General features: G+C 53.0%; 13 protein-coding genes. 8 read left to right on the top strand and 5 right to left on the bottom strand.

What is annotated here, in order from left to right; translation table 11 throughout:
* Positions 1-199: 199 nt before the first annotated feature.
* The 7 genes from HALTITAN_RS03585 to HALTITAN_RS03615 all read left to right on the top strand — a co-directional run bounded on the left by HALTITAN_RS03585 (position 200) and on the right by HALTITAN_RS03615 (position 6895).
* Positions 200-1219: a cupin domain-containing protein gene (locus tag HALTITAN_RS03585; RefSeq protein ID WP_009286263.1), complete on the top strand. Its 1020-nt coding sequence runs from the start codon at positions 200-202 to the stop codon at positions 1217-1219.
* A gap of 30 nt (positions 1220-1249) precedes the next feature.
* Positions 1250-2107, top strand: a complete 858-nt coding sequence (locus HALTITAN_RS03590) for a fumarylacetoacetate hydrolase family protein (RefSeq protein ID WP_035581672.1) — start codon at positions 1250-1252, stop codon at positions 2105-2107.
* Positions 2104-3279 (top strand): 3-hydroxybenzoate 6-monooxygenase, encoded by a 1176-nt coding sequence (locus tag HALTITAN_RS03595; RefSeq protein ID WP_009286264.1) that lies wholly within the window; start codon positions 2104-2106, stop codon positions 3277-3279. Before HALTITAN_RS03590 ends, HALTITAN_RS03595 begins: the two co-directional genes overlap by 4 nt.
* 170 nt (positions 3280-3449) lie before the next feature.
* Positions 3450-4451, top strand: a complete 1002-nt coding sequence (locus HALTITAN_RS03600) for a TRAP transporter substrate-binding protein (protein ID WP_009286265.1) — start codon at positions 3450-3452, stop codon at positions 4449-4451.
* A 48-nt stretch (positions 4452-4499) separates the two neighbouring features.
* Entirely contained in the window at positions 4500-5018 is a 519-nt protein-coding gene (locus tag HALTITAN_RS03605) for a TRAP transporter small permease (protein WP_039857747.1), read from the top strand.
* A gap of 4 nt (positions 5019-5022) precedes the next feature.
* A complete protein-coding gene (locus tag HALTITAN_RS03610; protein ID WP_009286266.1) occupies positions 5023-6282 on the top strand; it encodes a TRAP transporter large permease in 1260 nt (419 codons plus the stop codon).
* 139 nt (positions 6283-6421) lie between these two features.
* Positions 6422-6895: a MarR family winged helix-turn-helix transcriptional regulator gene (locus HALTITAN_RS03615; RefSeq protein WP_039857749.1), complete on the top strand. Its 474-nt coding sequence runs from the start codon at positions 6422-6424 to the stop codon at positions 6893-6895.
* 183 nt (positions 6896-7078) lie between these two features.
* Here HALTITAN_RS03615 and pobA read toward each other — a convergent pair whose 3' ends face one another.
* Positions 7079-8263 carry a 4-hydroxybenzoate 3-monooxygenase gene (gene pobA / locus HALTITAN_RS03620; RefSeq protein ID WP_039857751.1) on the bottom strand — a complete coding sequence of 395 codons (1185 nt, stop codon included), beginning with the start codon at positions 8261-8263 and terminating at the stop codon, positions 7079-7081.
* Between the two features lie 142 nt (positions 8264-8405).
* On the opposite strand from pobA, the gene HALTITAN_RS03625 reads away from it, so the two are divergent.
* Positions 8406-9320 carry a helix-turn-helix domain-containing protein gene (locus tag HALTITAN_RS03625; protein WP_009286269.1) on the top strand — a complete coding sequence of 305 codons (915 nt, stop codon included), beginning with the start codon at positions 8406-8408 and terminating at the stop codon, positions 9318-9320.
* Here HALTITAN_RS03625 and HALTITAN_RS03630 read toward each other — a convergent pair.
* The 4 genes from HALTITAN_RS03630 to HALTITAN_RS03645 all read right to left on the bottom strand — a co-directional run bounded on the left by HALTITAN_RS03630 (position 9313) and on the right by HALTITAN_RS03645 (position 13674).
* Positions 9313-10764, bottom strand: a complete 1452-nt coding sequence (locus HALTITAN_RS03630; protein ID WP_022521167.1) for an aldehyde dehydrogenase — start codon at positions 10762-10764, stop codon at positions 9313-9315. The two genes, HALTITAN_RS03625 and HALTITAN_RS03630, sit on opposite strands and share 8 nt — an antisense overlap.
* A 65-nt stretch (positions 10765-10829) precedes the next feature.
* Positions 10830-12119, bottom strand: a complete 1290-nt coding sequence (locus HALTITAN_RS03635; RefSeq protein WP_039857754.1) for a TRAP transporter large permease — start codon at positions 12117-12119, stop codon at positions 10830-10832.
* Positions 12109-12636, bottom strand: a complete 528-nt coding sequence (locus HALTITAN_RS03640; protein ID WP_039857757.1) for a TRAP transporter small permease — start codon at positions 12634-12636, stop codon at positions 12109-12111. The genes HALTITAN_RS03635 and HALTITAN_RS03640 overlap by 11 nt, the downstream gene beginning before the upstream one ends.
* A gap of 12 nt (positions 12637-12648) precedes the next feature.
* Complete coding sequence (locus tag HALTITAN_RS03645; RefSeq protein WP_009286271.1) at positions 12649-13674, bottom strand: TRAP transporter substrate-binding protein; 1026 nt, start codon at positions 13672-13674, stop codon at positions 12649-12651.
* Positions 13675-13874: the final 200 nt, after the last annotated feature.

The following is a 13874-nucleotide window of genomic DNA, read 5'->3' on the forward strand; positions in this document are numbered from 1 at the left end:
AATTTTTGAGCGCCCAGCACCATAGCCTGTATCAAAGCCTCCAGAAGATAATACTTTTGTCGCAAATACATATTTTTGCCTTGACCCCAACCGCATAAAAAGCAAAATTATCACAATACGAAAAAAATTGTTTTATTTACGGCAGAGACAATAATTGCTGATCCTTACAAACACATCAGCTGAATCTTAAGGAGGAGCTATGACCGATACAGCATTTAAAGAATTAATCTCCAAAGACAACATGGCGCCACTATGGGAGGTGCTGCGAGGTTTGACACCACGTGAGCCTAAACAGGTACTGGAGCCCGTTATCTGGCGTGATAAAACGATTCGCAAGAACATGGAGATGGCTTGTGAAGCCATTTCAGCTGAGGATGCCGAGCGTCGCGTCCTGGTGCTGGAAAACCCAAAGCTACGCGGTAAATCCTTGGTAACCACCTCACTATACGCAGGCATTCAGATGATTCTGCCTGGCGAGGTCGCGCCAAGTCATCGGCATACGGCTTCGGCCTTGCGCCTGATTCTCAGCGGCGAAGGTGGCTTCACTAATGTGGACGGTGAAAAAGTAATGATGCGCCCTGGTGATTTCGTGATCACACCATCCGGGGTGTTCCACGACCATGGCGCCGAGGGCAGCGACCCGGTGATGTGGCTGGATGGCCTTGATGTACCTGTCGTACAGATGCTTAACGCGGGCTTCTCTGCTGACGATCCGAACAATCGCCAGGAAGTTCGTCGACCGGCGGGCGACTCTGAAGCGCGTTATGCATCCGGGTTAACCCCAGTTGGGTATCAGGGCAGTGGCACGACGAGCCCCTTGTTCCACTACCCCTATAAGCGCACTCGGGCGGCGTTGACTCAGCTCGCTGAGAGTGGTGATTGTGATCCTGCCATTGGGCTCAAGCTGACCTTTACCAATCCCACCAATGGTGAATCACCGATCCTTACCATGGGCGCTTACATACAGCTTCTGCCACCTGGGTTTCAGGGCGTGGAGCATAGGGAAACAGATGGTGCGGTCTATTGCGTAGTGGAGGGTAGTGTCCGCGTTCACGTCGGAGATCAGGAGTGGACAGCAAATCAGCACGATGTGTTTGTGGTTCCTGGCTGGGCCTGGCGTCGCTTCAAAGCCTCCGATGAATGTGTTTTGTTCAGTTTTTCAGATCGCCCCCTTCAGGAACATTTGGGCTTTTGGAAGGGCGAGAGTAAAAAAGCCTGACAACTCCCTGATACAAAGGATAACCATTGCATGAAAATCTGCTTGTTCAATAACAATCGCCTGGGTGTCGTAGACGGTAACGAGGTATTGGACGTCTCAAGCGTCCTAACTCGTATCGGTGCCTCGGAATATCCCTATCCCCGTGGAGATCAACTGATTGCTTGCTTACCAGAATTAATGCCTGTCATAGCGGATGCCATACAATTCGCTCGGCGTTATCCTCTCAGCAAGGTGACATTGCGCTCCCCGGTTGCCAACCCCGGCAAGGTTGTCGCGGCTCCAGTCAACTACCAAGCCCACTTGGATGAGGCCATTGAGGATACCGCGACTTTCTCCCGAGCACATGTGCGAAAGATACAGGAGACAGGGCTGTTCCTCAAAGCTACAAGTTCACTGGTCGGTCCTGATGATTCTGTGTACGTCGGTCTTCCGGACCGCCGAACCGACCACGAAATCGAATTGGTTGCCATCATTGGCAAACGTGCCAAAAACGTTTTAGCAAAGGATGCGCTGTCCTACGTGGCGGGATACAGCATCGGGCTGGATATCACGATTCGTGGGCCGGAGGAGCGCAGCCTGCGTAAGTCGCTAGATTCCTACACAGTGCTGGGCCCCTGGCTGGTTACCGCCGATGAGATAGAAAACCCTCATGCATTAGCGATGACCCTAGATGTGAATGGAAAAGTGCGACAAAGCGCCAATACCAAAGATCTGATCATGGATGTAGCCGAACTTATAGAGTTTGCCTCCAAATTCTACACCCTCGAGCCCGGCGATCTGCTGTATACCGGGACACCAGAGGGGGTGGGGCCTATCCAGCCTGGTGACACCATCAATTGTGAGATTGAGCGTATTGGTAAGATCAGTGTGAACGTGGAGGCATCATGAGTACTCAGCAGCCTATTCTTATTATCGGCGGCGGGATTGGTGGCCTTGCATCAGCACTGGCCTTGTCTCGTCTCGGCATCCCAACATTGGTTATTGAGCAGGCCGATGAGTTTCGTGAAGTGGGTGCTGGTATCCAAGTAGGACCGAATGGCTTCCGCGCCCTTGATCGCCTAGGGGTATTGGCGCAGGCACGTGAACTGGCGGTGCTGCCAGATGAACTGATCATGATGGACAGCGTCAATGCCACGCCGGTCGTTGAGATCCCGGCGGGTGACTCATTCATCGAACGCTTCCAGTACCCCTATGCACTGATCCATCGTGCCGACTTACACAACGTACTGCTCAACGCGTGTCGTGCATCGAGCCAGATAGAGTTTCGAACCTCTACTAGGGTCGCCTCCTTCTCAGAGGCCAATGGCAAGATGAATGTCACCACAGCTCAGGGGGAAGTAATCTCAGGAAGTGCTTTGATAGGGGCCGATGGCCTATGGTCTAAGGTTCGCGAGAGCATTGTCGGCGATGGAGCTCCGAGGGTTTCCGGTCACATTGCCTATCGTGCGGTAATTCCTATCGAGGAAGTGCCAGAAGCCTATCGCCGGAATGCCATGATTCTGTGGGGCGGCCCCAAAAACCACCTCGTGCAGTATCCGTTACGTGGAGGAAAGCTCTTCAATCTGGTTGCCGTGTTCCATAGCGATCGCTATGTAGAAGGCTGGAATACAGAAGGAGATCCTGAGGAGCTCAAGCAGCGTTTCGCTGGAACCTGCGATACGGTTCAAGAACTGTTAGCCAAAATTGATAGCTGGCGTATGTGGGTGCTATGCGATAGAGAGCCTGTGAAAGAGTGGAGCCGTGGCCTTGCCACCCTGGTCGGAGACGCTGCTCACCCGATGTTGCAATACCTTGCCCAAGGTGCCTGCATGGCTATAGAGGATGCTGTTGTGCTAGCTGATGAGGTTGCCCGCTGCAGTGACGATATCGCCAGTGCCTTTCAGGCGTACCAGCAGCGGCGCTACCTGCGCACCGGACGCTGTCAGATTATGGCCCGTGTTCACGGTGAGTTCTATCACGCGACAGGGGTTACGGCTGAACTGCGCAATGCCATGCTCGCTTCTCGGACGCCAGAGCAGTCTTATGAAGGGCTGGCTTGGCTATATGATAAGGATATTTGACGCGCTTTTAATATAATAATTTCCTAATAAAAAGTAATAACTGTTTACAACTCTTGCAAACTACCATGCTCATAAAATTTTAGAATTCCGTTTTTGACTTATGATTTTATAAGAGCACAACTAATTTTCAGTGAGAAAGAAAAAAAACCTCTAAAAATAAGGTAAATACAATGACAAACATACTAAATACTGCCACTCGCTATCTTTGCGCGATTCCGCTAGGCCTAGCGTTAATTGCCAGCACACAAGTCGAGGCCAAAGAGTTACGCCTGGGATTAATTACTCCGCCTCAGCATATTTTGAATCAAACCGCCCAACGCCTAGCCGACACAGTGGCAGAGCGAAGTAATGGTGATTTAACCATTACCATTTTCCCATCCGGCCAGCTAGGGGATGAATCGGCCATGTTCACCCAAATGGAGACCGGACTGCTAGACATAGGGCTTATGACCGCCGCAGCTACCAGCCAGCGTGAACCAGCTTTCGTCGGCTGGTTCACTCCCTTCCTCTTTTCCAGCGTAGAAGAGGCGGCCAAGGCCACCGAGACAGACGCTGCTCAGCAGATGCTGCAGAACCTGGAGAGCAAAGGTCTGCACGCATTCGGCTATACTTTTGCGGGCATGCGCCATATTCTTATGCGCGAAAGCGCTGTTAACAGCACTGAGGATGTTAGCGGCAAAAACATCCGCATTATTCCGTTCGCAGCGATGAATACCTGGTGGCGAGCCGTTGAGGCTCGGCCCACCCCGACGAGTTTGCCGGATGTTTACCAAGGCCTCCAAAACGGTATGCTGGATGGTGTGGATATTGACCTCGATGCCTTAGTAGGTTCGGGCTTTTATGAAGTAGCGGAGCATCTAACACTGACTAGCCATATGGCGTTTCCTGAGGTAGCCATAATGGGCCAAGCATCCCGCGCTTCACTTAGCGATGCAGAACGCCAGCTAATTGATACCGCCATGGCTGAGGCACTTGCCTGGGGTACTGAGACGGAAATTGCAGCAGAAGCGAGCAACCGCACCTTGCTCGAAGACCGCATTAATGTGTATACGCTAGAAAGCGCTGAAGACGCTTTCAGCACGGCGAACCAAGCGTTCGCTGAGCGCTTTGGTGACCATCCGCTTATCCAAGCATTCCAGCAACAGTCCACCGAACTCCTTAACGCTGAATAAAACGCGTCGGGGCGCTTCTGCGCCCCGAACCAAAGAGGCGTACCCAAGATGCATTTTCCCCAAGACACCTGGCTAACCAAGGCGAGCCGACAGCTAGCCAGGGTTGAACAGCTGCTCTGCAACGTACTGATAATAGCTTTTAGCGCGTTGCTTATTGCTAATGTTTTCGCACGATACGTACTCAACAGCCCACTTTTTTTTGCCAATGAGCTAGCCGTCTATATTCTGATTTGGATGGCGTTTCTCGCCATCTCTATCGCCATACATAACGACCAGCACGTACGTTTGACCATGCTGATTGCGATACTGCCTAAAGCGGCTCAGCGCGTTTGCTATTGGCTTACCGAGCTGATCTGCCTGGCGATAATGGTTACTGTCCTGTGGTACGCCATCGCTTGGCTGCGGTCACCTTCGATCCACTACGATATCGCTATTACGCTCGATTGGCCCAAGTGGCATTTCTATCTCATCGTGCCGCTTTTCTGCCTCACATCGATTTTTCACCTCGTCGCTAGGCTTTTTGATCGCTCGCGAGCGAGTTTCGTCCTAGCCAACGACGAGGAGTAACCCTATGACGCTTGCGGCTTTTATTGTGTTAATGCTACTTGGAATGCCAATTGCCTTTGTCCTCTTGGCTTCAACACTTACCTTCGTGATCACTTCCGGTAACTACCGTCTATTTGAAAACCTACCCCAGGTTATTTTTGGCTCGCTAGAGGTATTTGATCTGCTGGCGATTCCCTTATTTATCCTGTTGGGCGAAATCATGAATGAGGGTGGTATTACACGTCGCATTATCACCGCCACACGTGCCTGGTTTGCGTGGATTCCTCACAGCATTGCCTATGTATCCCTCACCTCGAACTTGATGCTTGCCTCTATTATGGGTTCAGCGACGGCACAGATCGCTATTATGAGCCGAGTAATGACTCCCGAATTGGAGCGTGATGGTTACGACAAGGGGTTCGCCGCGGCGTTGACGGCAGGTGCTGGCCTGCTGGGGCCGATTATTCCGCCGTCAATGGTGTTTATTATCTATGGCGTCATTGCTCAAGTGTCGATTGGTGCCATGTTCATGGGCGGCATTCTTCCTGGGCTACTGCTGTTTATACTGATCAGCGGCTTGATCACAATCATGGCGCGCCGTGCGCGTAAGAAAGGAAGCGTTGATCAGGAACGCACACCGCTATGGCGTGCGACTCGTGGCGCACTGCTCACACTTAGCATTCCCATCGTCATTGTGGGCGGTATCGCATTTGGCATAGTGACGCCGACTGAATCCGCGGCGGCTGCGACGCTAATGGCGGTGGTGATAGGCGCCCTCTTCTTTCAAGAGCTTAAGTGGGGGCAATTACCTGGTGTTTTAAGCCGAACAGCACGCAACACCGCCATTGTGCTATTTCTGATTGTCGCTGCGAAAGCCTTTGGTTGGGTACTGGTGTACAACCAGATACCTCAACAGGTAGCCGGACTAATGCAAGGCACCACCGAAAGCCCGCTGGTATTTATGCTTCTGGTGTTTGTGATGCTGATGGTAGTAGGCATGGTGCTTGATGGGATCGCTGCGCTGATCATCCTAGTGCCTATTTTGCTCCCGGTGGCGCAGCAAAGTTATGGTATTGATCCCATCCATTTTGGCATCGTCACCTGTATGACACTGAGCTTGGGGCTGTTAACCCCCCCGGTGGGTGCAGGGCTCTATGTTGCCTCCGCTATCAGCAACGTTAGCTTGCCCCGCATTACGAAGTGGATCTTGCCTTTCATAATAGCGGCTTGCCTCGTCATTTTGGCGGTCATCTTTAATCCCTGGCTCGTTAACGTTTTCCGTTAACTCTAGCCGCTACCTCCGGCTTACTCTTTATTGATGTGGGGCACTGGCTAGTATCATGCTGGCCAGTGCTCCCATCCAGTGCCTATTACAGAAACTTCTGCTATGGTCACAGCGTATTTTCCCCTTTATAAGACTCCACATGACTCGATCACCGCTATCTGAAGCTTTTGACTTACCTGGCAATCTTTTAAGACGCTGCCACCAAATTAGCGTGGCTATTTTTCTGCGCAAGTGCGAGGCGTTTAACCTTACCCAACTGCAATATATTATCCTTTCTGCGCTTGAAGAGATGGGAGCCAGTGACCAAATCACCTTAGGTGGCTATACGGCATTGGATCGCAATACCATCGCTGTCGTAGTACGAAAATTAGAGGAGCGCGGGCTCATTACCCGGCACCGCAACCCTGAAGATCGTCGTTCGATGGTTGTGAAGCTTACCAAGGAAGGAGAGACGTTACGAGAAGCCGTAGAGCCTGCTGTTGAAGAGGTGCAAAGTGATATCCTGGCGCCGCTTAACGCCGAAGAGCAACAGATATTGCTTTCTCTGCTGCAAAAGATCGCTAACGGTAATAACCATTTAAGCCGTGTGCCAGTGCGCTTAAACGAAAGATAGTACTGTTATCTGTAGCGGAACCTACGCCTCCCATAACTTCCACTTTGGTTATTAAGAAGCTCCCGAGAATGTCTTTATTACCGGACATGAAAGCGTGGAGAACTTTACAACTTTTCATGACATTTAAGCAAAAAAGCCCAAGCAGACGCTTGGGCAATGAGGAAAATGAGAAAGGGCTAAACGCTACTCAAGCGATTCATAGGGCAAGCCAACATAGTTTTCTGCAATGGTGGTTAGCCCCGCTTTAGAGCTAGTCACGTAATCCAACTCGGCCAGCTGCATGCGGCTGTTAAAATCTTCTTCATCTGAGAAGTTATGCAACATGGAGGTCATCCACCAGGAGAAACGCTCGGCTTTCCAGATGCGTTTCAGACACGTTTGCGAGTAGCGCTCGATCAGATCTGTACGGCCTTCTTGGTAGACCTTCATCATTAACCGGTAAAGCGTATTGACATCGCTGGCAGCCAAGTTCAGCCCTTTGGCACCAGTGGGCGGCACGATATGCGCCGCATCGCCGACCAGAAACAGCCGCCCGTACTGCATGGGTTCAACCACATAGCTTCGCAGCGGCGCGATGCTCTTCTCAATCGAAGGCCCAGTCTCCAGCTTTGCGGCAACGTCGTCAGGCAGGCGGTGCTTCAGCTCTTGCCAAAACCGCTCATCTGACCAGTTTTCAACTTTTTCATCTAACGGCACTTGCAGGTAGTAACGGCTGCGGGTGGCGGAGCGCATGCTACACAGACTAAAGCCGCGCTCATGGCGCGCGTAGATCAGCTCATCAGAGACCGGGGGCGTGTCCGAGAGAACCCCCAACCAGCCAAACGGATAGACCTTTTCAAACTCTTTAATACGCTCTTGAGGAATCGATTGGCGGGATACACCATGGTAGCCATCACAACCGGCAATGTAATCGCAATCGAGCCTGACCGTTTCGCCGTTGTGCTCAAAGGTGAGATAGGGGCTGTCACTCTCCAGATCGTGGGGCTGAACGTTTTCTGCTTCATAAAGTGTTGTTGCACCGTTAGCTTCACGAGCCTCCATTAAATCCCGCGTTACCTCGGTTTGACCGTAAATCATGACTTTACTGCCACCGGTCAGCTCATCCAGAGCGACACGCACGCGGCGGTTGTCGAAGGCAAGCTCAAAACCATCATGGGGTAAGCCCTCTTCATCCATCCGCTGGTCAACCCCCGCTTCGCGCAGTAGGTCCACCATGCCCTGCTCAAGCACACCGGCGCGAATACGGCTTAATACATACTCTCCGCTACGCCGCTCAACAATCACGTTATCAATGCCTTGGCGGTGTAGTAGCTGGCCCAGCAATAGGCCAGAGGGGCCTGCGCCAATTATCGCGACCTGGGTTTTCATAGGGGCCTCATCGTTGTCATTATATAAATGCTTGTTACTTGTATTTTTCAATGAAACGATGCGCATAATAAGGCATGAATGGAACAGTTAATTGGACTTTCCAAGCGTTATGGCACGACATTAGTCGCATGAGGAGCAGCGCGTGAAAACAGCAACGACAACCCATGTTCCCGTGTTCAAGCTATACGGTGAAACCCAGCACTGGCCGACGCCGGACTTATTACACTGTGAGTCAATTCCCGAGCGCAGCCGTCTGCATGATTGGCGCATTCGCCCTCACCGGCATGTTGATTTAGTGCATATTCTATTTATCAGCCACGGCAGCCTTGAACTAGAGCTTGAAGGAGCTAAACAACGCCTTGAAGGCGCGGTAACTATTATTGTGCCCGCGATGGCCATCCATGGTTTTCATTTTTCTCCCGATATCGGCGGTCACATTATTACCCTGGCGAAGCCGTTGGCCGATCACCTTAACGAGCTAATGGGTGAAAGCAGTGCGCTACGCAAAGCCGACTTTCTTCGCCTTAATCAGCCCGCTAACACCCAGCGCATTGCAACGTTAATCGACCAAATTGACCAGGAGTACCGCCAGCCCGCTCCTGGACGAAACCGGTTGCTTGAAGCGCTGGTACAGGCGTTAGTTGTAGAGTTATCGCGTCTTACCGATTATCCTGACAGGCCTGCAAAGCGCCATGGCCCCCGCCAGTACGATAAGGGGCGCATGCATCTTGAGAACTTCCAAGCGCTGATCGAAGCTCATTACCGTGAACAGCCAAGCATTGAACAGTTAGCCGAGCAGATAGGTGTGAGCAGCGCACACTTGAACCTGCTATGCCGCCAACTTGCCGGGCGTAGCGCCCTTCAATTACTGCATGAACGCCTACTGCTGGAAGCCAAGCGCCAGCTTACCTACACCAATATGACCATTGGTGAGGTTTCCGACAGCTTAGGCTTCTCAGAACCGGCTTACTTCACGCGCTTTTTTAAGCGCAATACCGCCCTTTCACCAAGGGATTTTCGGCTACGGCAAATGGCGGCTAACGAATCCACTAAATAGGATAGTGCCGCGGCCCGAGCTGCATGGTCATCCAGCGCAGCTCGGTGAATTCTTCGATGCCTGCTTTACCCCCAAAGCGCCCGTAGCCGCTGGACTTCACACCGCCGAACGGCATTTGCGGTTCATCGTGTACCGTAGGGGCATTGATATGGCAAATACCCGTTTGTAAGCGCCCTGCCACTTTCATTGCGCGTGCGCTATCGCGGCTGAACACCGCTGATGAGAGGCCGTACTCGCTATCGTTAGCGATGCGCACTGCCTCTTCTTCACCATCAACACGGATCACTGCGACGACCGGGCCAAACGACTCTTCGCTATATAGCCGCATAGCACTGGTCACACCATCGATGACCGTGGCCTGCATCACCACGCCCTCGGCTTTACCACCCGCGGCTAAGTGCGCGCCTTGAGTGACTGCGTCATCGATGAGGCTATTTAGTTTTTCACCTGACTGCGCGTTGATTAAAGTGCCCAGGCTGTTGCTTTCATCACGTGGGTCGCCTGCTTTTAGCGCCTGAGCCCGCGCGGCAAACTTCTCCACAAAAGTATCCGCCACTTGGTTATCAACAATAACCCGCTCGGTGGACATGCAGATCTGGCCTTGGTTAAAGAACGCGCCAAAGATTGCCGCGTCCACGGCAGCGTCTATGTCGGCATCATCCAATACCAAAAACGGTGCCTTGCCACCCAGCTCAAGCAGCACGGGCTTTAAATACTTGGCCGCTTGCTCGGCAATGATTTTTCCAACGCCCGTGGAGCCAGTGAAGTTAATCCGCCGCACAGCAGGATGGGCAATTAACGCGCTTACCACGTCAGCGGCATCTTCAGGCGCGTTGGTAATCACGTTGACGATGCCCTCGCCCAACCCCGCTGCTTGCAGCACTTCACCAATTAAATGGTGTGTCGCTGGGCACTGCTCAGAAGCCTTCAAGATCACGCTATTACCACACGCTAAGGGCGTAGCAATGGCTCGCGTACCCAGAATAATCGGCGCATTCCAGGGCGCAACACCCACGACGACGCCACACGGGATGCGCACGCCCATGGCTATGCTGTCAGGCACGTTAGAGGGGATGATATCGCCCTGGATCTGGGTGGTTAACGCCGCCGCCTCACGCAGCACATCAGCCGCCACTTTAACGTTAAAACCTGCCCAGCCAAGGGTAGCGCCAGTCTCTTCTACCATCCGATCAATGAAATCCGCTTGGCGCTGCTCCATTAGTTCGGCGGCTTTCAGCAGCTTGGCGCGCCGCTCCCCAGGGCCCGTTTGTGACCATGCCTCAAACGCCTGGCCTGCGGCGTCGGCGGCCGCGTTAGCGTCACCGACACTTGCCGCCGCAGCAGTGGTCACCACTTCACCGCTTAACGGATTCGCACGGGTAAAGGTGGCTGTATGCTCGGCAGGGGTAGATTGGCCCGCTAACATTAGCTGAGTGGTGAACATGGCATAAGCTCCTGTAGTTGTGGTTGTGATCGCGCTGGCTTGAATAGAGGCAAGCGTACTTGCCGCTAGAGTAGAAACAGCGTGCTTAAAATGGGGAAAGCAATTAATAACGCCAGCCGTATCAGGTCGGAGACGACAAAAGGCGCCACCCCTTTAAATATCTCCCCCAGCCCCACGTGCGGCGCCATCGCTTTAATCACGAACACGTTCATCCCCACCGGCGGGGTCATCAGTCCCAGCTCAACGGTCAGTACGGTCAAAATACCGAACCATACCGGGTCGATACCCATTGCCTGAATAATCGGATAAACCACCGGTACGGTGATTACCAGCATGGCGATGGAGTCCATAAACATACCCAGCACAAAGTAGAGCGCCAGAATGCACAGCACCACGACGATAGGGGTTAGATCCATGCCGTAGAGCAGGTCAGTGATAGAGAACGAAATGCGCGACACCGAGATGAAGTAACCCAGCGTCTCAGCCCCCACCAGCATAAAGAACACCACCGCAGACAGCGCCAACGTCTCTTGTACGCTGTGCCATAGCTGTGCACCGCGCATGCCTTTCACTAGGGCGTAAAGCAGCGTGGCGAACGCCCCGACGCTAGCGCCCTCCGTCGGTGTAAAGGCACCAAAATAGATACCTAAAATCATCACCAGAAAAACGCCAAAGAAGGGCACTAAGCCGGTTAGCGAGAGCAGTTTCTCTTTCCAAGCAGTGGGTTCACCCGCCACGGCAAGGGAAGGGCGCAGATACATGACTACCGTAATGGTCAGTGAATACATCACCAGCCCCAGCAGACCGGGAATCAGCCCCGCCATGAACATATCGCCAACGGACTGTTCGGTAAGAATGGCATAGATAAGCAGCGCGATACTGGGCGGTATCATAATACCCAGCGTGCCGCCTGCAGCCAGCGCGCCGGTCGCTAAGCCACGGTTATAGCCATAGCGCTCCATCTCCGGCAGCGCCACCCGGGTCATAGTGCTCGCCGTGGCTAACGAAGAGCCGGAGATAGCGGAGAAGATACCGCAAGAGCCCACGGCCGCAATCGCCAGGCCGCCCTTCCAGCCACCGCAAATAATCCGGGTTGAATCAAACAGCTTCCCGGCCATCCCCGAATGAGCAGCCAGCACACCCATTAAGATAAACATGGGCACGGCGCTGAAACTGTAGTTAGAGAGTACTTCCACCGGTACGGTTTTTAACTGAGCGACAGCTGCGTCCCAGCTAATGATCTGGGCAAAGCCCACCACCCCCACGATCAGCATCGTGAGGGCAACCGGCACGCGCAGAATCATCAATACCAATAAAAGCCCTAGCCCGATGGCGCCAATCGCTTCACTCCCCATGAGCGGCCTCCTCACCTGCGGCATAAATCATGCCCAGCAACGCATGAATAAAACTACGCAACCCCAGCATTAAGCTAAGCACCGCTGCCAATTGGAAAATGGGACCCATGGGCAATCGCAGGTCTTGGGTTATTTCGCCGTGCCGACTGGCCGCTGCGGCCGAATCCAGCAAGCCCACAAATAGAATCAGCCCCAGCGCCGTAAAACCGAGGAAAAAGAGACCCTGTAAACGGTTCTTAATCGATTGCGGCAAGCCGTGAGAGAACGCCTCTACCACCACTTGGCTTTTTTCGACATTCGCCGCCATCGCCGCCAGTAGCGCGAACAGCATCAAATAGCTAACCAACTCCACGCTTCCTGACACGCGCAGAGCAATTGCGCCCTCCGTTACCCGGGAAAGATAGCGTGTGCTGACATCAGCAATGGTAACCGCCAGCAGCCCAATCAAAGCGACCCCGGCCACCAAGCGACAAATGAGGGCCAGCCAGTGGCTGGCCCTGTAGAGAGTAGACTTCATAAAACCTTACCCCTATTGGGTACCACAAGACTCACTGGCTGCCAGAGCTGCTTGATATACATCTCGAGCCTGATCCAGACCGCGCTCTTCCAACTGCGTTAGGTAGTTCTCAATGCCCGTTTCTAGCGGTTCCTGCCAGTCAGGATGCTCTAGCGGATTGGCGATTTCACGAATGGTATGGCCAGCGTCGGCCGCCTCTTGTTTACCTTCCACATCTAGGCGATCAAACACCGCACCGGCGTTTTCAGCCCATTTCATGCCTGAGTTATTATCGATCACCGCCTGCTGTTCGGGCGTCAAATTATCGTACGAACGCTGATTCATGGTGGCGACAAAGATCAAAGTGTAAAACGGTACTTCGGTGTGGTAGCTCACCAACTCGTTAATGCGGAAGCCTTTTAAACCTTCCCAAGGAAAGCTCAAGCCATCAATCACGCCGCGCTGCATGGAGGTATAGATGTCTGGCGCTGGCATACCCACCGGGCTTGCACCCATATTTTCCAGCATCTCACCCGCTACGGCAGTGGGGCGGCGAATGCGCAGCCCTTCCAGATCGGCAGGGGTTTGCACATCGGTGTCGATGGTGTGGATGCCACCGGGGCCCGTGGTAAACATAAACAGCGGGCGGGTGTCTGCGTATTCGCTGTCCAAATGGCCGTCATCATAGAGTGTTTGCAGTACGCAAGCACCTTGCGTTGCCGTACTCGCTACCCCAGGTAGTTCAACGATCTGTGAGAGGGGGAAGCGACCGGCAGTATAGCCCTGGGCGGTGGCGCCAATATCGGCTATACCGTTGGCAGCGGCTTCATAAATGGAATCCGGTTTGGCTAAAGTACCGGCGGGGAACATTTGAATGGTTAGATCACCATTGGATTCTTCTTCAATGGTATCAGCCCACGCCTGCAACACATCTTGGTTAACGCCTGAAGGGCCAGGCCAAAAGTGCGCCATACGCAGCGTAGTTTCTGCCTGGGCAGAGCTAACAGCAAGGCCAGCAATCGCTGCCGCCAACACACAACGGGATAGGGACATTTTCATAGGAACCTCCAGGACTTTCTTGGATTATTGTAAGTTCGCATAGCGAATACTAGTTCGCTTTAAGCATTCACATTAATTCACTATGAGGCGTAGGGCTAATCGACATTCGTCTATGTTCAGACTATGTCGCCCGGTCTTTTCAGCTTCCTGCCTCGCATCACCAGTGTTGCTGCTTTCACGCCGTCTCCAAAAGGTACAAT

The organism is Vreelandella titanicae BH1 (assembly GCF_000336575.1).
GTDB classification, from domain to species: Bacteria; Pseudomonadota; Gammaproteobacteria; order Pseudomonadales; family Halomonadaceae; genus Vreelandella; species Vreelandella titanicae.